Origin of the sequence: Frankia sp. CcI49 (assembly GCF_001983215.1) — a bacterium.
In the GTDB taxonomy this organism is placed as follows: Bacteria; Actinomycetota; Actinomycetes; order Frankiales; family Frankiaceae; genus Parafrankia; species Parafrankia irregularis.
Window position 1 is genome coordinate 73,790 of record NZ_MOWP01000005.1, and the last position, 21,491, is coordinate 95,280.

The window sequence follows — 21,491 nt, forward strand, 5'->3', positions numbered from 1 at the left end:
TGCCCAGTGCCGCATCGGAGGAGATCTGGACATCGTGGTGGAAACCGGGGGCTGACGGCCACGCCCGCCCTCGGTCTGGTGCTGGCACTCATCCTGGCGTTGCTCTCCGCCTGCTCAGGTGACGGCGAGGGCGCCTCGGGAAGCGCCGCCCCGGCCGGCACGGGCACAGCCGGCACCGGCCCGTCCGGCAGGTCGGCACGCCCGGCCGGCCCCGCGGCCGACCTCGCCACGGAGCTGTCCGGTGGCAACGGACCGTTCACCGCCGCGGGCACGCCGGCGGACCTGGGCAGCGCCGGGTACACGCAGCGGGAGCTGGCCGCCGCCGGCACCGCGTCGTCCTACCGGGCGGTGGGCGCGCTGGGGGCCGACGGCCGCTGGATGTTCGCCCCCGACACCAGCGCGCCCTTCCGGACCAGGGTCCTGGTCCGCCGTCCCACGGCGGCCGAGCGGTTCAGCGGCACGGTCATCGTCGAATGGCTGAACGTGAGCGTCGGTCTCGACAGCGACGCGGAGTGGACCACGCTGCACGAGGAGATCACCCGGCGCGGCGATGTCTGGGTCGGGGTGTCCGCCCAGCGGATCGGGGTCCAGGGCGGGCCGGTGCTCGTTCCGGTCACCGGGGCGGCCGGGCTCGCCGGGAAGGGCCTCACCGCGATCGACCCGGCCCGCTACGGCACGCTCAACCATCCTGGTGACGGCTTCTCCTACGACATCCTGACCCAGGTCGCCCGCGCGGTGCGCAGCGGCGCGGGCCTGGACGGGCTGCGGCCGCAGCGCCTCATCGCGGCCGGCGAGTCGCAGTCCGCGTACGCCCTGGTGACCTATCACAACGGTGTGCAGCCCCTGACTCGTGCGTTCGACGGCTTCCTCGTCCACAGCCGGGGCGCGACCGGGCTCGGGCTGGTCGGGCCCGGCGAGAACGCCGACCTGGTCAGCGTGCTCAACGACACGCCGACGATCTTCCGGACCGATCTGGACGCGCCGGTGCTGGACGTCCAGACCGAAAGCGACCTCACCGGGGTGCTGAACTCCGCTCGCGCCCGGCAGCCGGACAACCCACACCTGCGGCTGTGGGAGGTGGCGGGCACCGCTCACGCCGACGCGCGTCTGCTCGGCCCCGCGGCGGCCGTCGTCGACTGCGGCGTGTCGATCAACAACGGTCCGTTGCACTTCGTGGCCAAGGCGGCACTGCGGGCGCTGACGGTCTGGCTCACGACCGGCGCGCAGCCACCGGTGGCGCCCCGCATCGAGGTCGCCGCCGGCGGCGAGCCGCACATCACCCGGGACGCCGACGGCATCGCCGTCGGCGGAATTCGCACACCACCGGTCGACGTGCCCGTCTCGACCCTCTCCGGTGCCGGCGGCCCGAACACGTCGACGATCTGCGCGCTGGCCGGTTCATCCCGTCCTTTCACTTCCTCCCGGCTGGGTGAACTTTATTCGTCGGCAGCCGACTACCGTCACCGCTACGACGAGTCGGCCAAATCCGCGGTCAACTCCGGATTCATACTGACCGCAGATCTCGAATCACTGCGCAAAGCCGCCGACACGACCATGATCCCCTCCTGATCGAGGATAACCCGAAGTCACCAATCACGTTCTCAACCGCATTATCCGCAGCCAGCGGAAACCGTTCGGTCAGGGCCGCGACGGGGAGAGAATCCACGGCCTGGTCGCCGGCCGGCGACTGCGCCCCGGTCGACGCCGAACGCCACGTCGACGCCGCCCGCCACCGCGCCCTCCCCCGTCCGCGTCGCAACGCGCACGGCCCGGCGCGGCGCACGCGGCCCGGGGAGGCCGGGGACGCCCCCGCGGCCAGCCACCCGCGACAGCGACCACACGGGCGACCACACGGCCGCGCGCCGAATGCCGGCACCCCGTCAACTCAATGACTTCTCGGGCTTCCCGGCCGGTCCGCACCGGTCCGCACCACCGGCCGCAGCCGCCTCGGGCCCCGGTCCGGCGCCCAGCCCGGATCCCTGCGACCGACCCCGGCGGCGAACCCCCAGCCGACCTCCGCACCCGGCCGCCGCTCCAGCACCAACCGGCAGATGCGGGCTTCGGCGGACACCGACGCCGGTGCCGTGACATCACCTGCCTGTCGACGCCGCCAGGCTCGACATCGACAGCCATCCGGATGATCCGTCACCGTTTTTCCGGTCCGACGCACGTGGATCCGTCCACTATTTGGTGACCGCCGTCACTGCCGGGAAGGCCGGACCTGCGCTCACCCGGGACGTCGGAGTCGGCCACCCACCGACAAAACAGTGGCCTCGACCACATCCGCCCGCATTCCGGGTGCCGCCGCGAGTCCACCGCGGCCCGCTCCGAGGCCGGGCCCGACCCGATGGTCGAACCCGCCTCCAGAATCCATCCCAGCGCCATTCGCACGGCTTTCAAAAACTCGGGAACGCCATTTCCGAAGTTTCGATATCGCACTTCTCCAGGCGGAAATGCGATGTCCGAAATGTCGCCAAACGGGACCTTGACTTCCATGATCATCCATCGCGCGGCGACTCCGAAACTTTGGGCGAGCGCCCGATCCAAGGGCCGACAGACAGCTCTGCCTGCGAACGTCGACCTCCCCGAGGAATGTTGGCAACGGCGCCGTCTACGGCTATAACGGTGCCCACGCCATATCGCCGTATTCGCCCTCAGTGAGGAACTCGGGTCAGTTCGGTCGTTGTCCGTGCGACCTTCAGACGATCAAGGAAGCGAGCTGTATGCTGCTCACCGCTGCGCGCCGTATTGGCCGCGCCCTGCTCGTGGTCTTACTCGTGACCATGGGGGCCGTGGCACTTCTCAGCCTGGCTCCGGGGTCGGCGGCCTCAGTCATCCTCGGCGAGAACGCGACACCCGAAGCGATCGACGCCCTGAACGCCGAGCTCGGGCTCGATCGGCCCCTGTGGTCACAGTACGTGCACTGGATCGGCGACGCCGTCACCGGTGATCTCGGCACCTCGCCGATCACACACCAGCCGGTGCTGGACGCGATCACCGAACGTCTTCCGGTGACGCTGGAGCTCGCCGCGCTGGGCCTGCTCGTCGCGCTGCTGGTCGCCGTGCCCCTGGCGGTGGCCTCCGCGGCCTGGCCCGGCTCCCTGCTCGACCGGGCGATCACCGCCCTGTCCTCGGTCTTCCTCTCCGTCCCCGCGTTCATCGCCGGTCCGGTGCTGGTCTACGTGTTCGCCCTGCAGGCCGGCTGGTTCCCCGTGACGGGCTGGACCCGCATCAGCGAGGACCCCGGCGAGAACCTGCGCGGCGTCATCCTGCCCGTCATCGCCATCGCGCTCACCGAGATCGCCTCGTTCCACCGGCTGCTGCGCACCGACCTGGTCGGAACGCTGCGCGAGGACTTCATCGGCGCGGCCCGGGCCAAGGGCATGAGCCCCGGCTACGTGATGGCCCGCCACGCCCTGCGCCCCTCGTCGTTCTCCCTGGTGACGCTGGTCGGCATCAACCTCGGGCGCCTCATCGGCGGCACGGTGATCGTCGAGTCCTTCTTCTCCCTGCCCGGGCTCGGGCAGCTCGTCATCTACTCGATCACCGCCCGCGACATCATCACCGTCCAGGGCGTCGTCGTGTTCATCGCCGTGGTCTACGTGGCCATCAACATGCTCGTGGATCTCAGCTACGGCTGGCTGGACCCGCGCGTCAGGAAGGCGGCGACCGCATGACCAGCCCCGATGTCGTGGCGAACACCACCGCCGGATCCAGGACCGCCCCGGCCGACACCACAGCCGACGGCACCACAGCCGACGGCACCACACCTGACGGCACCACACCTGACGGCACCGCGCCCAACAACACCCCGCCGCCGGCCACGGCGGTGCCCGGCACGCTTCCCGACGTGCCCGCGGTGCGCGAGCGACGCTCGATCCTGGTCGCGCTGTCCTTCGGCTGGCTGATCGCGATGATCCTGCTGGCCGCCATCGCGGACCTGCTGCCGCTGGCGTCCTACTCGGTGCCGATCGGCCGGCCGCGCCAGCCACCGAGCCTCGAGTCGTTCGACATGYTGCTGGGCACCGACCAGCAGGGCCGCTCCATCCTCTCCCGCTGCATCCACGGCGCCCGGGTGTCCCTGCTCGTCGGCACCGCCGCCGGCCTCATCGGCGCGGCCATCGGCACCTTCTTCGGGATGCTCGCCGGCTACCTCGGCGGGCGTACCAAGGCCGTCATCGGCCTGATCACCGACGCCATGCTGGCCTTCCCGCCGCTGATCCTGCTGCTGGCCCTGTCCTCGATCCTCACCCCCAGCGTGCGGACGCTGCTGGTCGGCCTGACACTGCTGATCATTCCGACCTTCGTGCGCCTCGCGCTGGCCAACACCATCGCCTGGTCGTCACGCGAGTTCGTCACGGCCGCCCGGAACATGGGCGCCGGCCACGGCCGGATCCTGGTCAAGGAGATCCTGCCCAACCTGCTCCCCCCGCTGGGGGCGTTCCTGCCCGTCGTGATGGCGGCCCTGATCGTCGCGGAAKGCTCGCTCAGCTTCCTGGGCGTGGGCATCCCACCGCCGCAGCCGAGCTGGGGCGGCATGATCGCCGACGGCAAGGACGCGATCGAGAACGCCCCCCACATGGTCTTCGTGCCGGCCGCCGCCATCTTCCTCACCGTGTTCGCCCTCAACCAGGCAGGCGACCACCTCCGCCACCGTTTCGACCGCACCATGCGCGACTAACGCCGGGCGCGACCAGCGCCGGGCGCGACCAGCGCCGGGCGCGACCAGCCACCTCTTCGACCGCAGGATGCGCGGCCAGCCGCTGCGGCCGGACCCGGCCCGTGGGCGCGGTGTCGGCCCCGGTGCAGTCCACGCCTGCGGTTCACCGGGATGTCCGCCACCCCGGGCGACGGTCGGGACGCCGTGGCCCACCCGGACATCGACCCGATCCACCACAGCGAAAGGCAGCAGATGTTACATAGGACCCGAACTGTCGTGGCCGCCGTCGTGTGCGGCACGGTCCTCGCCCTGGGGGCATGCGGCGGGAGCAGCGACACCGCTGACACCACGTCGACATCCGGCGTCACCGGCCAACCGGTGGCCGGCGGCGAGGCACGGATCCTCGCGCTCAGCGAACCGAGCAGCCTCGATCCGGTGGTCAGCGGGAACAACGCGGTCATCGCCGGCGTCATCGGCAACGCGCTCTACGGCTCGCTGATGATCGACGACGCCGCCGGCAAGGTCGTCTACCGGATGGCGGAGTCGTTCGAGACGACCGACAAGGGCGCGAGCTTCACCCTCAAACTGCGCCCGGGCCTGCTCTTCTCCGACGGTACCCCGCTCGACGCCGCGGCCGTGAAGTTCAACTGGGACCGGTTCCGGGACCCGGCCAACCGCTCGACGTACCTCGCGGACKGATCACTGATCGCCTCCACCGAAGTGGTTGACGACGTCACGCTCAAGGCCACGATGGTGAGCCCGGTACCGTCCTTCGCCGGGGCGATCATCAACAGCTCGCTGAACTGGATCGCCTCGCCCGACGCACTGAAGAAGGGCCAGGCCGAGTTCGACAAGAACCCGGTCGGCGCCGGCCCCTTCAAGCTGCAGAGCTGGACCCGCCAGGCCGAGCTCCGCCTGGTGAAGAACCCGAAGTACTACGACGCGCCCAAGCCCTACCTCGACAGCCTCGTCGTGCGGGCGGTGACCGACGCCGGCCAGCGCATCAACACGGTGACCAGCGGCGGCGCCGACATCGCGATCGACTCGAACCCGGTCAACATCGACAAGGGCAACTCCGCGGACCTCAACGTCAACGTGGCCGCGCTCAACGGCGGCTTCTTCATGGCGTTGAACACCCGCCGGGCGCCGTTCAACGACATCCGGGCCCGCCAGGCGTTCAACGCCGCGATCGATCTGGACGCGGCCAACCTTGCCGTCTACAACGGCACCGGTGAGGTCCCCGAGACGCTGTTCACCAAGGACTCACCGCTCTACACGGACGTCCCGCTGCACAAGACCGACAAGGCCAAGGCCCAGAAGCTGTTCGACGAGCTGGCAGCCGAGGGCAAGCCGGTCACCTTCACCTTCACCTCGTTCGCGAGCACGGAGAACCGCACGCTGGCGGAGAACATCCAGGCGCAGCTCAGCGTCTACAAGAACGTCAAGGTCGAGGTCAAGGTCGTCGACTACGCGGAGGTGCCCAAGCTACGCAGCACCTATGACTTCGACATCCTGGTCAGCTCCGCCTTCTTCACCAACCCCGACCCCCGGCTGACCACGGCCTTCGCCAGCGGCTCGGCCGCCAACCTCTCCGGCATCGAGGACAAGGCGCTGACCGACGCCCTCGCCGCCGGGCGGGTCGCCACGACGGACGCGGAACGCAAAACCGCGTACACCACGGTGCAGAAGCGGCTGGCCGAGCTCTCGCCGCTGGTGTTCTACACCCGGCCGAACTTCGCCGCGATCGCCGGTACCGACGTCGGCGGTCTGCACCAGTACGGCAGCGGTTCGCTCCTGCCCGAGGAAGTCTGGATCAAGAAGTAGCCGGTCGTCCGCAGGGCGGAGGAGAGGTCCCGCATCCCATGAGCATCGAGCCCGTCAAGAGCGCTCCGCAGGCAACGAGCGCCGAGCCCACCGGCAGCGCCGAGCCCACCAACAGCACTGAGCCCACCGGCAGCGCTGGGCCTGTTCTGCAGGTGCGCAACCTGCGCGCGTACATCGGCACCCCACGCGGTGTCGTCCGGGCCGTCGACGACGTCTCCCTCGACCTCGACCACGGCCAGGCGCTCGGTGTGGTCGGCGAGTCCGGGTCCGGCAAGTCGGTGATGGCCCGGGCGATCATGGGGCTGATGCCCGGGCGGTCCGCCTGTTCGGGCGAGGTGCTGTTCCAGGGCCGGGACCTGCTCTCCCTCCCCCGCCGGCAGCGCGCCGAGATCTGGGGCAAGCAGATCGCGATGGTGTTCCAGGACCCCGGTCGCTCGCTCAACCCGGTCGTCCGGGTGGAGCGCCAGCTCACCGAGGGAATGCGACGCCATCTCGGCGTAAGCCGTACCGAGGCGCACACCCGGGCCCTCGACCTCCTGCGGGAGGTCGGGGTGCCCGACCCCGAACGGCGGCTGCGCAACTACCCGCACGAGCTCTCCGGTGGGATGCGCCAACGCGTCATGATCGCGACCGCGCTGGCGTGCGAGCCGACGCTGCTGATCGCCGACGAGCCGACCACGGCGCTGGACGTCACCGTCCAGCGCCAGATCCTCGACCTGCTGCGGCGGGTGCAGCGCAGCCACGGCATGTCCATGATCCTCATCAGCCACGACCTGGCCATCGTCGCCGGACGCACCGACCGGACCGCGGTGATGTACGCCGGCCGGCTCGCCGAGGCCGGCTCCACCGGTGAGGTCTTCGGCGCGCCGCGGCACCGCTACACCCACGCGCTGCTCGAGGCGACACCCACCCTCACCCACGAACGCCACGCGCCGATGCGCCTCATCACCGGTTCCCTGCCCGACCCCACCGATCCGCCGGCGGGCTGCCGGTTCGCGCCGAGATGCGCGCACGCCGACGCCGCGTGTTCCGAGCCGGGGCCGACGATGACCTCCGTCGGCGCTGACCACCAGGTCGCCTGTCTGCGCCCCGCGCAGACCGGCACCGAGAACCTCACCGGAGGTGAGCTCGTTGGCCGGTAGCGGGACCGCGCATCTGCGTGGCGAGGAAGCCCTGCTCAGCGTGCGGGAGCTGGTCGTCGAGTACCCGACGGGCGGCGGGGTCGTGCAGGCCGTCTCGAAGGTGAGCTTCGACGTCCTGCCCGGCAGGACGCTCGGCATCGTCGGCGAGTCCGGCTGCGGCAAGTCCACCACCGGTCGGGCCGTGCTGCGCCTGGACCGCCTCACCGCCGGCGAGATCACCTTCGCCGGCGAGCGCATCGACGGTGTGAGCGAGAACCGGATGCGCGAGCTCCGCCGCTCCATCCAGATGATCTTCCAGGACCCGGTGGGGTCGCTGAACCCCCGGCGCTCCGTCAGAGACATCGTCGTCGAGGGCCTCACCGTTGCCGGGGCATCGAAGTCCGAGCGCGCGACCGCCTCGGCGGAAGTTCTGTCGCAGGTGGGGCTCGGCGGCGAGCGGTTCGCCGACATGCTGCCGCGCCAGCTCTCCGGCGGGCAGGCCCAGCGGGTCGCGATCGGGCGCGCGCTCGCGCTGCGGCCCCGCCTGCTGATCTGCGACGAGCCCGTCTCCGCGCTGGACGTCTCCGTGCAGGCGCAGATCCTCAACCTGATCGAGGAGCTCAGGGCCGAGTTCGACCTGACCGTCGTGTTCATCGCCCACGACCTCGGGGTGGTGCGGGCGGTCAGCGACGACGTCCTGGTCATGTATCTCGGCAAGGTGTGCGAGTTCGGCGACGCCGACCTGGTCTACGACCAGCCCGCGCACCCCTACACCCGGGCGCTGCTCGACTCGGTGCCGCTGACCGACGCCGGTCGCGGCTTCACCGGCCCCGCGCTCGAGGGGGACCTGCCCTCACCGCTGGCGCCGCCGTCCGGCTGCCGCTTCCGGACCCGCTGCCCGTGGGCCGAGGACCGCTGCGAGGCCGAGGAGCCACCGGTCCTCGAGATCCGTCCCGGACAGTTCGCCGCCTGCCACTTCCCGCTGACGCCGGTGACGGTGGCCGTGTCGGCCGCACCGGCGGACACCGCCGTCGAGCCGGAGCCCACCCCGACCGCCGATGCCACGCCCACGCCCACGCCCGATGCCACGCTCACGGCCCAACCCACGTCCACGAACGAAGCCGAGCCGGCCACCGGGCAGAAGACGACCAAGGCGCTCGGCGGCCCGGACGCAGCCGGGTGAGCCACCGGGTGAGCCACCGGTAACCGCCTCGACCGGTTCCGCCGGAACCCGCGGTACCGGCTGAACCGGCGGCAGCGCGGCCTCAGCGGGCGGTGCGGGCGACGGTGGCGACGCAGTAGGGCTTGCCGGCCGGCCCGCGGGCGGTCACCTTGTACACGGCGACCGTGCGCCCGCGGTGCTCCGGCACGACGTCGTAGCTGACCGGGGCGTCCACCTCGGCCCGGCGCAGGTAGTGCACGGTGACCGAGGTCGTCCGCAGGAGGCCTTCGGGGTCGTCGGCCGCCACCGCGGCCTGCTCCACGCCGCAGAACAGGATGCCGCCGTGCACGGCACCGCTGCCGTTGCCGAACTCCGGGCGGGCCGGCACCACGATCCGCGTGCCGCCCGTGGTGTCACCCGGCCCGGCCACGGCGGCGACGGCAGCCGCGGACGTCCGGGCAGCTGCGGAGGAGGCGAGGGAACCGTTCGACGCGGCGGGCCCGAGGACGTCGAGAGCCGACAGATCGCTCGCCCCGGCCACGGTCGTCGCGCCGGTCCGCTCGGGCTGCGCCCAGCCGGCGGCGACGAAACGCAGCTGCGCACGCCCGGTGGCGACCAGCCGACCCGCGCCGTCGACGATCTCGCAGTGCGACAGCCCACGCGCCGCGTCGACGTCGATGACCGTGCCGTATGCCCGCAGCAGCGGCCCGGACCAGGGCGGCGGCGTGACGATCTCGACCGAGAGCTCGAACGTCACGAGGTGACTCCCGGTGGGGCGCGCCATGAAGACGGGCCGGCCGAGAACATCGTCGACCAGCACGCCGAGGGAACCGACCGCCGTGGTGGCGCCGACGCCGGTCAGCCAGGGGCCGACCCCCATGGTCAGCTCGGCGCCGTCGGGCCCCTGCCGGTAGCCGCCGACCCGGAAGATCGCCTGTGGCCCGCCGATCTCCTCATCCGCCGCGGCGTCCGTTGCCGCCGCGCTCACCGCGGCCGGGTTCGGGGTCGGGGTCGGGGTCGGCGTCGGCGTCGGCGTCGGGACAGACGGAACGGACGGGCCTGTCGCCAGGCCGAAACCACTGCTCACGAACGGATGCCCTCCATGCTCGTCCACTGCGGCGTCTCCGCCACGAGGTCCGGACGCATGGTTCGTGCCGCGGCAGCAGGATCAGCCTTCGCATCCTGCGGTCCGCTCGGCCGCCCGGACAAGCCGGGGATGCCTGCGTGTCAGCAAAGACACATTTCGGTCACCGGCCGGGCCGGGCAGCGGGCGAGGCGTCGGGCCGGGTGTCAGCTCGGCAGGAACGGGTTGTCCCAGGTGTCGAGAGCCGTCACGGTGCCCACCGGGCGGCGCCGCACCGGACCGTGCTTGCCCTCCGGCCAGCCGGCCGCGACCAGCGACGCGATCCGCCAGTCGTCCGGCATCCCGATGACCGACCGAAGCTTGTCCTCCCCGAAGGTGAACCAGGTGCTCGGCACTGTGCCGAGCCCCTCGGCCCGGGCTGCGAGCAGGAAGTTCTGCATGGCGGGGAAGATGGAGCCGGCCTCGATGAACTCGGAGACGAACCCGGACAGGCGGTAGCAGAACAGCACGTAGACCGGCACCTGCTCGAAGTTGTCGACCAGGTGCAGCATGGTGCGGGTGAGCCGGGCCTGGCGTGACATGTCGTCGGGGGCCGGCGGCTCGGCCGACTGGCCGTAGATGGTGCGGACCCAGTCCCAGCCCTCGCGGAACGCCGGGCCCAGCACGGCCCGCGCCTCGGGCGACCGCAGGACCACGAACCGCCAGGCCTGCGCGTTCGAACCGGACGGAGCCCAGGTCGCCGCCTCCAGGCAGCGGGCGAGCACCTCGTCCGGCACCGGGTCGGGGCGGAACCGGCGCAGCGAGCGCGCGGTGCGCATGGCCTCGCGCAGGTCGATGGTGGGCGCGGTCCCGGGTTCGGAATCACTCATTCGGCTTTACTCCTTCGGCACCGCGCCCCTGGACGGACACGACGCGGCATGAGGGAAACGACAGCGGTGACGACGTGGCGCAACGACAGCGGGGCTGTGCCGGTCAGGCCAGGGCCTCGTCCGCCCAGGCGAGCAGGGGCGGGGCGAGCAGGGGCCAGCGGGCGAACAGGCCCTCCTTGCGCGCCTCGGGGGTGTGCCGGTCGTTCCACTCGGTGTCACCCCACGGCGGCTCGGCGAGCACGGCCCGCGGGAGCAGTTGCGCGATGTGCTCGGAGGTCTCGCGCCGGTGGTGCAGGTCGCTCTCGCCGCTGCGGAACACCAGGGCCGGGATGTCCAGGCCGCGCGCGTCGTCGTCGGGCAGGCCCGGGACCAGCTCACCGTCGCGCGGGCTGTAGACCGCCATCCACCGCTCCATCGTCGCCAGGAACTCCCGGCGGTCCTGGTCGAGGATGCGCTGGCGGTTGGCCGGGTTGCGGGTGATGGGCTCCTCCCATTCCGGCAGGTCGGCCACGGCCTCCATCCCGTGGTGCCAGGCCGCGGTGAAGGAGCCCGCCGCGTAGTGCACGCCGATGCTCATCAGGCCGTACACGCCGCCACTGAGCCACCAGATCGCGAGCCCGGCGGCGATGTCACGGTGGCGCGCGGCGGTGAGCAGGGAGACCCGGGAGCCACCCGAGCCACCCGCGATGACGGTCGGGCCGAGGCCGAGGTGACGGATCAGCCCGGCGAGGGCATCGGCCTGCATCTGCGACTCGGACTCGCCGTCGAAGCAGACGTCCGACTCGCCGGTGTTGGGACGATCCCAGACCAGTACCCGCCGACCGGTGGCGGCGATCTCCGCCGCGAGCTCACGGATTCCCGGATCGTCCTTGCTGTACCGACCACCCGGAGTAATCACCCAGGGCTGCCCGGCGGTGCCGATCAGGTCGTAGGAGATCGATAACCCGTCAACCGTTGCTAGTGCCATGGCTCACATATTAACATTGATGTCTATGTCAAGTTCCTTAAAAGAGAGTGGCCTGTTCATCGTCGACGCGGACTCCCACTGGTCCGAGCCGCCGGATCTGTTCACCAAGCGCGCGCCGGAGGCGTACCGCGACCGGGTTCCGCGGGTGGCCGATGTCGACGGCACTCCTATGTGGATCTTCGACGGCAAGCCGGTGGGGCGATTCAGCGCCGCCGGTGTCATCGGGCGCGACGGCCGCAAGGAGGCCGCCGACATCGCCCTGCACCACTGGACGGTCGACCAGGTGCACGTCGGGGCCTACGACCCCCAGGTCCGCCTCGGGGTGCTCGACGAGTGCGGCATCGACGCCCAGATCATCTTCCCGAGCACCATCGGCCTGGGCGGCCAGGACCTCGGCGCCGCCAGCGACCCCGCGCTGACCAGGCTCTCCGTCGAGATCTACAACGACGCGATGGCCGAGATCCAGAGCGACTCGAACAACCGGCTGCTCCCGCTGCCGCTGATGCCCGCCTGGGACGTCGACCTGTGCGTGCGGGAGGCCAGGCGCGTGCACGCGCTCGGCGCCCGCGGGGTCAACATGACCTCCGACCCGCAGGACCTGGGCGCCCCGGACCTGGCCAACCGGGCCTGGGACCCCTTCTGGGAGGTCTGCACCGAGCTGCGGCTGCCGGTCCACTTCCACATCGGGGCCAGCGTCACGACGATGACGTTCTACGGCAAGTACCCGTGGGAGTCCCATGGCAGCAACACCAAGCTCGCCATCGGCGGCACACTGCTGTTCATCGGGAACGCCAGGGTGGTCACCAATCTCATTCTCTCCGGTATCTTCGACCGGCATCCGGGACTGAAGACGGTGTCGGTGGAAAGCGGCGTCGGCTGGATCCCCTTCATTCTCGAGGCCCTTGACTACGAGATGGCCGAGAACGCGCCGGAAGAGCTCGCCGCGATGGGCAAGGCACCCTCCGAGTACTTCCGCAGCAACATCTACGCCACCTTCTGGTTCGAGAAGAACCGGAACAAGCTACCGGCCCTCATCGAGGCCGTCGGCGAGGACAACATTCTTTTCGAGACCGACTTCCCGCATCCGACCTGCCTCTACCCGAACCCGCTGGAGACCGTCGGGCCCAAGCTGGCGACGCTCGCTCCCGAGACCCGGGCGAAGATCCTCGGGGAGAATGCACGCAAGCTGTACCGGCTCTGACCTTGCACCAGCCCTGACCTTGCACCAGCCCTGACCTTGCACCAGCCCTGACGTTTCGCCGCCGCGGTGGCCCGCTCCTCCCGTTCCCGGCCACCGCGGCATCCCCTGTCCGCCACCGCAGCAGGCCCGGCGCCTGGCTGCGAGTCAGGAGTACGCCCGCGTGAAGACGATCGGCCACTGGATCAACGGCACCGCCGCAGCCCCCTCGGACCCGAGCCGCCTCGGCCCGGTGTTCGACCCGGCCCGCGGGGTGCAGACCGCCGAGGTCACTCTCGCGTCACCGGCGGATGTCGACACCGCGGTCCGTGCGGCGGTGGAGGCGGCGCGCACCTGGGGCGCCTCCTCGCTCTCCCAGCGGGCGACGCTGCTGTTCCGGCTGCGTGAGCTGCTCGACGGCAGCCGGGACGAGCTCGCCGCGGCCATCGCGGCCGAGCACGGCAAGGTCCACTCCGACGCGCTCGGCGAGGTCGCCCGAGGCATCGAATGCGTCGAGTTCGCCTGCGGCATCCCGCACCTTCTCAAGGGCGCGCACAGCTCGGAGGTCTCCCGCGGGGTGGACGTCCACACCGAGCTGCACCCGGTCGGGGTGGTCGCGGGGATCACCCCGTTCAACTTCCCGGTCATGGTGCCGCTGTGGATGCTCTCGAACGCGATCGCCTGCGGCAACACCTTTGTTCTCAAGCCGTCGGAGAAGGACCCGTCGGCGTCGCTGCTGCTGGCCGATCTCGTCACCCGGGCCGGCTTCCCCCCCGGCGTCTTCAACGTGCTCCAGGGTGACGCGGAGGCGGTCCGCGGCCTGCTGGCCCACCCGGACGTCGACGCGATCTCCTTCGTCGGCAGCACACCGGTCGCCCGCAGCATCTACGAGACCGGCACCGCGGCGGGCAAGCGGGTGCAGGCTCTGGGCGGGGCGAAGAACCACATGGTCGTGCTGCCCGACGCCGACCTCGACGCGGCCGCCAACGCCGCCATCTCGGCCGGCTACGGGTCGGCGGGTGAGCGTTGCATGGCGATCTCGGTCGTCGTCGCCGTCGGCGACATCGGTGACAGGCTCGTCGAGGCGATCGCGGCCCGCATTCCGGACGTCGTCGTCGGTCCGGCTACGGACGAGTCCTCGCAGATGGGCCCGCTGATCAGTGCGGAGCACCGTGACCGGGTCCGCTCGTACGTGCAGCGGGCGACCGACGAGGGTGCCCGTGTCGTCGTCGACGGCGAGACCGCCGGCCGCCCGGACGGATATTTCGTCGGATGCTCGCTGGTCGACGGGGTGAAGCCGGGAATGCGGGTCTACGACGACGAGATCTTCGGCCCCGTTCTCAGCGTCGTGCGGGTGGACACCTACGACGACGCCATCGCCCTGATCAATGACAACCAGTACGGCAACGGCGTCGCGCTGTTCACCCGCGACGGCGGCGCCGCCCGCCGGTTCACCCGGCAGGTCGACGTCGGGATGATCGGCATCAACGTGCCGATCCCCGTCCCGGTGGCCTGGCATTCCTTCGGCGGCTGGAAGGCCTCCATCTTCGGCGACGCGCCGATCTACGGCCCCGAGGGAGTCCGCTTCTACACCCGCCCGAAGGTCGTCACCTCACGGTGGCCCGAGGCCGCCGCCGCCAGCACCGTCGACCTGGTCTTCCCCGCCAACCGCTGACAACCGCCGGCCCCACCTGCCGCACGCCCGCCGGAAACCGGTCGGCCGGCCGATCAGAGTCGATCGGCCGGCCGGCTCCCCCGCGCCTGCCGGCTCGTGTTCCCGGCTCCCGCGTTCCCTGCTCCCGCTTTCCTACCGCGGCGCGCGGCGCAGGATCTGGCGGGCCTGCGCGACCAGCGGCGCGTCGATCATCTGGCCGTCGAGCAGGAACACCGCGCTGTCGGTGCTGCCCGCCACGACCTTCTCCGCCCAGGCGACCTCGTCCGCGGATGGGCGGAACGCCTCACGCACCACCGCCGCCTGCGACGGATGAATGCAGGCCTTCGCCACGAAACCGGACGCGACCGCCTCGTCGGCCTCCGCCCGCAGCCCCACTGCGTCGGCGGTGTCGAGGAAGACCGTGTCGATCGCGGGCACACCGGCCACCGCGGCGTTGAGCAGCACCGTGGACTTGGCGTACCGCGCGACGTCGCGGTATCTCCCGTCGGCCAGCCGGCTCCCGCTGCCGCCGATCGAGGCCATCAGGTCCTCGGCGCCCCACATCACGCCCGCCAGGTTCGACGCCTGCACGATCTCCGGGGAGGCCAGCACCCCGCGGGCCGTCTCGCACAGCGCGACCACCTGGTACGGCGCCGCTTCCTCGACCTGGCGGGCGCTCTCCGCCTTGGCCAGCATGATCACGCGATACTCGGTCCGCCCGAGGGCGCGGAGGTCCTCGTCGTAGTCGGCGGTGGTGCGCGGGTTGACCCGCACGATCACCCGCGACGGATCCACCGGGTGCTCGACGAGCGCCTCACGGGCCAGCGGCCGGCGCGCCGCGGAAACCGCGTCCTCAAGGTCGAGGATCACCGTCTCGGCTGCGGCCAGCGCCTTCTGGTACCTGTCCGGCCGATCGGCGGGGCAGAACAGCAGGGATGCGCCCAGGGTCCACTCGGTCACGCTTTCTCCAACCTCGACAAGAACCGGCGAGAACTCATGCCCACCGGGATTCAGCCCGCCGCATCCGAATCGGCCTCGCCGGCCGGAACCCGCAACATCAGCGCGGTGCGCTCGGCGAGCGCCACCAGCTCACCCTTCTGGTTCAGGGCCCGGTGCTGGAAGACGACGATTCCGTTCGTCGGCCGTGACCGGGAATCCCGCTTCGACAGCACCTCGGTCTCCGCGTAGAGCGTGTCCCCGGCGAAGACGGGGGCCGGAAAACGGATTTCACCGAACCCCAGATTCGCGACGGTGGTGCCCTGGGTGAGCTGCGCGACGCTGAGCCCGACCAGGATGGAAAGGGTCATCATGCTGTTGACGAGACGCTCGCCGAACTCCGTCGACGCGCTGGCGGCGGCGTCCAGATGCAGGCTCTGCGGGTTCATCGTCAGCGTGGAGAAAAGGGTGTTGTCCGCCTCACCGACCGTGCGGCCCGGACTGTGGGCGTAGACGACGCCGGTCTGCAGTTCCTCGAAATATAGCCCTCGCTGCTGAATTCGCTTCACATCTCCACCCGAATGTATCCGCAGTTTTCCCAGCCGCACAACATCCTGTACTGTACGGAGGAGGCAAGACGACTGTCAACGTTTACACCGACCCGTCGACACGCGACCCGGCCCGACTCATATCAGTTTTTCCGGTGCCGGTCGAGCCGACCACCCTTCACGGTGGCCAATATCGCTTTTCGATGTCGGTCGTGATGTCAGCCCGTATTCGAATTCCCGATCGGTCCGGAGCCTGCCTGCGCCGGGTGGCCCGGCTCGCCCACACGTGCCGGGCCAGGCGGCCCGCCAAGACCCGCCGGGCCCGCGTTCGACCGGTTCGGCGGCGGTACCGGACAGGGCGAAGGACCGGCCCTGCTCGGGAAACAGGTCGCGGCCGGCGGGACCGCACCGAAACCGACAATGACTCGTGGCACGGACGGATGACTGCGGTGCGTTCTGGGAGAACCGCTACCGCGAGACGGAACGGATGTGGACGGGCGCTCCGAACGAGCTGCTGGTCCGCGAGATCAGCTCCGTCGGACCGACCACGGCGCTCGACCTGGGCTGCGGCGAGGGCGGCGACGCGGTCTGGCTGGCCGCGCGCGGCTGGCAGGTCACCGCGGTCGACATCGCGCCCACCGCGCTGGAGCGGGTGCGGGATGCCGCGCGGGCCACCGGCGTCGCCGAACGCGTGACGCCGATGTGCCGGGACCTGGCCTGCGGGCCGCCGCCCGGTGAGTTCGGGCTCGTCGTCGCGATGTTCCTGCACTCACCGGTCGGCATGCCGCGCGGCGAGGTGCTCCGCGCCGCGGCGCAGCGTGTCGCCGCAGGCGGCACGCTGCTCGTGGTGGGTCATTCCGGTGCCCCGTCGTGGCAGCCTCGGACCAGCCCGCACACCCGCCTCACGACCCCCGACGACGTGCTCGCCGAGCTCGGCACGACGGTGCGGGGGTGGTCGGTGGACCTGCGGGAGATGTACGAGGCACCGATGTCCCGCCCGAACGGGCAGGTGGGTTTTCGGGTCGAGAACGCGCTGCGGCTGGGCCGCCCGGTCTGAGACCGGGCGGCCGCGCCCGTTCGCCAGGAGGCGGATCAGGCGGTTCGAGCGGTTCTGGCGCGTCAGGTGGTCACGATCGACACACCGGCCGTTCCCGGCGCGCCGTAGAGCTGGGCGTAGCCCACCCGGGGGTTGCCGGGGACCTGCCGCTCGCCGGCCTGGCCTCGCAGCTGCAGGACCAGCTCGTGGATCTGGCGCAGACCGGAGGCACCGACCGGCTCGCCGTTCGCAATCAGACCGCCGTCGGTGTTGACCGGCAGCCGACCGCCGATCTCGGTCGCGCCCTCGGCGAGGAGCTTCTCCTGCTCACCGTCGGCGCAGAAGCCGTTCTCCGCCATGTGGATGATCTCGGCGCCGGAGTCGGTGTCCTGGACCTGGATGACGTCCACATCGCCCGGGGCGATTCCGGCCGCCTCGTAGGCCGCACGGGAGGCGTAGACCGTCGGCGCCTCGGCGGGCTCGACCGCGGCCCAGGAGCTGTGCACCTCGTGGGCCCCGTAGGTACGGGTACGCAGCACGCTCGCCCGCAGGTAGATCGGGCTCGACGTGTACCGGCGCGCGATGTCGGCCCGGCAGAGCACGACCGCGGCCGCCCCTTCGTCCGGGCTGCAGAACATGTACTTGGTGAGCGGGTAGTTCAGCATCGCGGAGGAGAGGATCTCCTCCTCCGAGATCGCCTTGCGCCGGAACGCGTTGGGGTTCAGCACACCGTTGCGGTAGTTCTTCGCCGCCACCCGCGCCAGCGTCTGGTGCGAGATCCCGTGGTCGTGCATGTAGCGGTTGATCTTCATGCCGAAGAACTTCGTGGTGAGGAAATGGCCGATATCCCCGTACCACGGCGGAGCGCTGTAGTGGACCGGGTCCGCGGTGAAGGCGCCGAACGCGTGCTTGTCCATGCCGACGGCCACGCCGATGTCGTACTTGCCGAAACGGATGGCGTCGGCGGTGAGATCCAGTGCGGTCGCGGCGGTGGCGCAGCCGTTGTAGACGTCCATGAAGGGGATGCCGGTCAGCCCGAGCAGGCCGACGACCGCGTCGGGGTTGTCCACCTCGCAGCTGCCACCGAAGGCGAACTGCACCTGCTTCCACTCCACGCCCGCGTCGGCCAGCGCGGACCGGATGGCCTCGGCCCCCATCTGGATAGCGGACTTGTCACCGAAACGCCCGAAGGGGTGGATGCCCACCCCGATGATCGCGACGTCCTCCATCTCAGTTTCCTTCCTCTGCCGGCGCGAACGCGTAGGACATCACCTGGGTGCCGTCGGAGTCGGTACGGAACGGGTAGATCACCAGCTCCAGCTTCATTCCGAAGCGAATCTGCTTGGGATCACTCACGGTCAGGCGGCCCTCGACGCGCACGTCGTCGCCGAGCTGCACCAGACCCATCCCGAACGGCTTGAAGGTCTGCGGGGTCTCACCGCTGGCGTAGGGCTCCTTCGGCAGGAAGTCCTGCGTCGTCCACGTCCACAGGGTTCCTTCCCGCGGCAGCAGGAGCTGCTCCATCTCCAGCTTTCCGCACCGCGGGCAGGAATCCTGGGCGGGAAAGGTCACCGCCGCGCAGCTCGCGCACCGCGCGCCGATGAGCTGTGGTTTCTCCGCGGGCCAGGTGAAGACGTCCGGAGCAAAGGGAACTTGGGCCATCAGAACACTCCTAGCATCTCGACCAGCCCGTAACGTGGTCACCGGCTTTGCCCAGGTGAATGAATGAGCCTTTTCCGTCGTCGACGCGAACCCGCGTCGCTCCTGACCGTGCGCCCTGAGCTGGAAAGGCCGGTGGGAGCGGAACCGCACCGCGCCGGAACGCGGCCGCCGGCGAAAGCGCACCGCCGACTCCCCTGCCAGGCACCCGGCCGCCCCTGCCCGCCTGGTGGTTGCGGCCGGYGCAGCACGGCCGGTGCGGGGACGGCATGCAACGGATTCCAACCCTCCGCGTGGTCAGCTTCGTTTCGCCGGACGACGGCGATCAGCAGCCGGCGAATGCCGGCCGCCTTCGGGTAGGAGGAGCATATGCGCATCCGACCCGCACCCGCACGATAAGGATCTCCGCCGCGGGCGACCGCAATCCAGGCCGGACCAGGGCGGATGCCCCTGGTACGCCACCGTGGTCCGGGCCGGCCCCGCACAGGCCCGGCAGCATCGTGACCATGCCGACATGCCAGGCCACGCCAACCCGATTCTGTGCTTTCCGCCTACCGAGAACGCTCCTCTCGGCCTGACGACCACGAGGCGCCGGCGGCGGCGCAGACGGCTCCCGCCAGCCCCGGCGCCACCCCAGACTTTCCACCGCCAAGGCCGGTCGCAACCCGCTGACCTGCGGGAATCCGTAGATGCGGTGGAAAATTCCTGATAGATTCGCAGATGCGGACCAAACCGTGGTGCCGTGGGAGAAGGAACGGCGGTCGCCGACACCGCTGCGGTCCCTGACCGGCCCGCCGGCCCGTCGCAGACCGGCCCGCCGGCCCGTCTCTCCCTCAGGTTTCGTCCGGAGCTGTGGAGTATGCGCGCCGTTCTCATCCCACCCGCGCACACGGGTGCCACCAGCACGACCGAACCGGCCGACGTGGCCCACCCGTGAACCGCGCGACCACGCAGCGCACGTGGGAGAACGACCGGGTCCTGCTCGACCAGGCCTATTCGCCCGGCCTGTACGTGCCGGACCTGGCCTACCACCTCGACGAGTACGCGGCACGATCGGCGCTCGCCCGGCGGACCCTGCGCTGGGAGGAGATCTCCTACGGCCCGTCCTACGCCGAGGCCCTCCATTTCTTTCCCGCGGTGGCCGGCTCGACGTCGGCGGCCAGGTCGAGCGCGGGCCACGCCCCGCGCTCGCCGTACTCGGCTCACCCCGGCACCCCACTGCTGATCTTCATTCATGGCGGCTACTGGCGGGATCCGAGCCGCTGGGAGTCATCCTTCGCCGCCGCGGAGTTCGTGCGCGCGGGCGCGGCCTTCGCGGCGCTCGGCTACGGCCCGGCGCCGGAGTTCCGGCTGGACGACATCGTGGCCCAGGTACGTCGGGGCGTCCTGTGGCTCTATCGGCACGCGGCCGAGCTCGGCGTCGACCCCGGCCAGATCTTTCTCGCCGGCGCCTCAGCCGGGGCGCAGCTGGCGGCCATGTGCCTGGTGGACGACTGGCTGCCGATCACGTTGCGGGTGCGCGACGTCATCCGGGGGGTCTGCCTGGTCAGTGGCGTCTACGAGCTGGAGACACTGCGGCACTCCTACCTCGGGGAGGCGTTCGGCCTCACCGCGGCCGAGGCCGCCCGCAACAGCCCGCTGCGCCACGTGTTCCGGGCCGCGAACCGTGCGCACCGGGCACACCAGCCCGGGGCGGGGCTTCCCCCGCTCGTGCTCGCCAGTGGGGACCGCGAGACCGTGGCCTTCGCCGCCCAGCACGAATGGTATGAGGCCGCACTGCGCCAGGCGGGCGCGCACGTGACCTCGCTGGTGGCCGCGGCGCGTCACCACTTCGACCTGCCACTCGGCCTGGGAGACCCGGCCACGTCCCTGGGCCGGGCGACGCTGGCGCAGCTGGGAGTGGGGCCGGGACCGGATCTCGGGCTGGGGCCGAACCAGCGGTCGGCGGGTGTCGCACACCGGCGGTGACCCATGACCCGGCCGCATGACCAAAGTCGCTGAGCACTGCTGCTTGTGACCCACAGAGAGTGATTCCGCCGATTCGCCACGTATCTTCGGGCGAAATAGCGAAATATCCGCTTCGTTCAGGTTGCGGGCGGTTCCGGTCCAAGGAGGGCTCGGCGGTGGCGGAGAAGATTGGTCCGGAGTTCGGTCCGTTGGCGGCTCTGGCCGGCGAATGGGAGGGCGACCAGGGCGTGGACGTCGCCTTCGGCAACGCCGAAGGCAAAATGATCACAACGCCGTTCCGGGAGAAGATGACGTTCAAGCCGTTCGGCCCGGTGAACAACGGCGCCCAGCAGCTCTACGGGCTGGACTACCACATGATCGCGTGGCCACTCGRCAAGGACAAGGCGTTCCACACCGAGATCGGCTACTGGCTGTGGGACTCCGTGCTCGGCCACGTCATGCGCTGCTTCATGGTGCCCCGAGGCCAGGCACTCATCGCCGCCGGCACCGTGGCGCCCGACGCGACCAGCTTCACGCTGCGTTCCGACCTCGGGTCCACCACCTACGGGATCCTCTCCAACCCCTACCTGGCCCGCGCGGCGAACACCACCGCCTACGAGGTGACCGTCACGGTCCGTCCGGACGGGTGCCTGGAGTACGAGGAGACCACGACGATCGACCACGCGCGGGTCGCCGACCCGGTCGCCCACACCGACCGCAACGTGCTGCGGAAGCTGTCCGCATAGGCCTGGGTATCTGACAACGGCGGCACCCGGGCCGACCGGGGCCGTGCCTTCTGAGCGTGGCCGGGAACTCACGACGGTTCCCCGCGCTCACCACGGCCCCG

Annotated in this window: 18 protein-coding genes; 11 read left to right on the top strand and 7 right to left on the bottom strand. The window is 70.7% G+C overall.

Features of this window, described 5'->3' with window-relative positions; translation table 11 throughout:
• Positions 1-6: 6 nt before the first annotated feature.
• The 6 genes from CcI49_RS03670 (at position 7) to CcI49_RS03700 (ending at position 8,788) form a co-directional block, all read left to right on the top strand.
• Positions 7-1,569, top strand: a complete 1,563-nt coding sequence (locus CcI49_RS03670; protein ID WP_241839876.1) for an alpha/beta hydrolase domain-containing protein — start codon at positions 7-9, stop codon at positions 1,567-1,569.
• 1,154 nt (positions 1,570-2,723) lie between these two features.
• A complete protein-coding gene (locus CcI49_RS03680; RefSeq protein ID WP_054567366.1) occupies positions 2,724-3,677 on the top strand; it encodes an ABC transporter permease in 954 nt (317 codons plus the stop codon).
• Positions 3,674-4,681, top strand: coding sequence for an ABC transporter permease (locus CcI49_RS03685; RefSeq protein WP_198955443.1), 1,008 nt, complete (start codon positions 3,674-3,676; stop codon positions 4,679-4,681). The genes CcI49_RS03680 and CcI49_RS03685 overlap by 4 nt, the downstream gene beginning before the upstream one ends.
• Before the next feature lie 231 nt (positions 4,682-4,912).
• On the top strand, positions 4,913-6,484 hold the full coding sequence (locus tag CcI49_RS03690) for an ABC transporter substrate-binding protein (RefSeq protein ID WP_076824432.1): 1,572 nt from the start codon (positions 4,913-4,915) through the stop codon (positions 6,482-6,484).
• Positions 6,485-6,522: 38 nt separating this feature from the next.
• The gene (locus CcI49_RS03695; protein WP_235497985.1) at positions 6,523-7,626 is read left to right on the top strand and encodes an ABC transporter ATP-binding protein; all 1,104 of its coding nucleotides are present in this window, start codon (positions 6,523-6,525) and stop codon (positions 7,624-7,626) included.
• Positions 7,616-8,788: an ABC transporter ATP-binding protein gene (locus tag CcI49_RS03700; protein ID WP_076824434.1), complete on the top strand. Its 1,173-nt coding sequence runs from the start codon at positions 7,616-7,618 to the stop codon at positions 8,786-8,788. The genes CcI49_RS03695 and CcI49_RS03700 overlap by 11 nt, the downstream gene beginning before the upstream one ends.
• An 82-nt stretch (positions 8,789-8,870) precedes the next feature.
• On the opposite strand, the gene CcI49_RS03705 is transcribed toward CcI49_RS03700, so the two are convergent.
• The 3 genes from CcI49_RS03705 to CcI49_RS03715 form a co-directional block, all read right to left on the bottom strand.
• Positions 8,871-9,854 (bottom strand): acyl-CoA thioesterase domain-containing protein, encoded by a 984-nt coding sequence (locus CcI49_RS03705; protein WP_241839877.1) that lies wholly within the window; start codon positions 9,852-9,854, stop codon positions 8,871-8,873.
• Positions 9,855-10,057: 203 nt separating this feature from the next.
• Positions 10,058-10,720 (bottom strand): nitroreductase family protein, encoded by a 663-nt coding sequence (locus tag CcI49_RS03710; RefSeq protein WP_054567369.1) that lies wholly within the window; start codon positions 10,718-10,720, stop codon positions 10,058-10,060.
• 103 nt (positions 10,721-10,823) lie between these two features.
• Positions 10,824-11,687: an alpha/beta hydrolase gene (locus tag CcI49_RS03715; protein ID WP_076824308.1), complete on the bottom strand. Its 864-nt coding sequence runs from the start codon at positions 11,685-11,687 to the stop codon at positions 10,824-10,826.
• Positions 11,688-11,712: 25 nt separating this feature from the next.
• On the opposite strand from CcI49_RS03715, the gene CcI49_RS03720 reads away from it, so the two are divergent.
• Entirely contained in the window at positions 11,713-12,888 is a 1,176-nt protein-coding gene (locus CcI49_RS03720) for an amidohydrolase family protein (RefSeq protein ID WP_076824310.1), read from the top strand.
• 160 nt (positions 12,889-13,048) lie between these two features.
• The gene (locus tag CcI49_RS03725) at positions 13,049-14,539 is read left to right on the top strand and encodes a CoA-acylating methylmalonate-semialdehyde dehydrogenase (RefSeq protein ID WP_054567372.1); all 1,491 of its coding nucleotides are present in this window, start codon (positions 13,049-13,051) and stop codon (positions 14,537-14,539) included.
• Between the two features lie 132 nt (positions 14,540-14,671).
• Here the strand turns inward: CcI49_RS03725 and CcI49_RS03730 are convergent, their stop codons facing one another.
• Both CcI49_RS03730 and CcI49_RS03735 read right to left on the bottom strand, forming a co-directional pair.
• Complete coding sequence (locus CcI49_RS03730) at positions 14,672-15,478, bottom strand: CoA ester lyase (protein ID WP_054567373.1); 807 nt, start codon at positions 15,476-15,478, stop codon at positions 14,672-14,674.
• A gap of 50 nt (positions 15,479-15,528) precedes the next feature.
• A complete protein-coding gene (locus CcI49_RS03735) occupies positions 15,529-16,023 on the bottom strand; it encodes a MaoC family dehydratase (RefSeq protein ID WP_006538464.1) in 495 nt (164 codons plus the stop codon).
• Between the two features lie 406 nt (positions 16,024-16,429).
• On the opposite strand from CcI49_RS03735, the gene CcI49_RS03740 reads away from it, so the two are divergent.
• The gene (locus tag CcI49_RS03740) at positions 16,430-17,059 is read left to right on the top strand and encodes a class I SAM-dependent methyltransferase (protein WP_054567374.1); all 630 of its coding nucleotides are present in this window, start codon (positions 16,430-16,432) and stop codon (positions 17,057-17,059) included.
• Positions 17,060-17,121: 62 nt separating this feature from the next.
• On the opposite strand, the gene CcI49_RS03745 is transcribed toward CcI49_RS03740, so the two are convergent.
• Positions 17,122-18,267 (bottom strand): thiolase family protein, encoded by a 1,146-nt coding sequence (locus CcI49_RS03745; RefSeq protein ID WP_076824312.1) that lies wholly within the window; start codon positions 18,265-18,267, stop codon positions 17,122-17,124.
• A 1-nt stretch (position 18,268) separates the two neighbouring features.
• Positions 18,269-18,700 (bottom strand): OB-fold domain-containing protein, encoded by a 432-nt coding sequence (locus CcI49_RS03750; protein WP_054567376.1) that lies wholly within the window; start codon positions 18,698-18,700, stop codon positions 18,269-18,271.
• A 930-nt stretch (positions 18,701-19,630) separates the two neighbouring features.
• Here CcI49_RS03750 and CcI49_RS03760 point away from each other — a divergent pair.
• Together CcI49_RS03760 and CcI49_RS03765 are read left to right on the top strand one after the other, a co-directional pair.
• A complete protein-coding gene (locus tag CcI49_RS03760; RefSeq protein WP_076824314.1) occupies positions 19,631-20,665 on the top strand; it encodes an alpha/beta hydrolase in 1,035 nt (344 codons plus the stop codon).
• Positions 20,666-20,820: 155 nt separating this feature from the next.
• The gene (locus CcI49_RS03765; RefSeq protein WP_076824316.1) at positions 20,821-21,390 is read left to right on the top strand and encodes a heme-binding beta-barrel domain-containing protein; all 570 of its coding nucleotides are present in this window, start codon (positions 20,821-20,823) and stop codon (positions 21,388-21,390) included.
• Positions 21,391-21,491 lie beyond the last annotated feature (101 nt).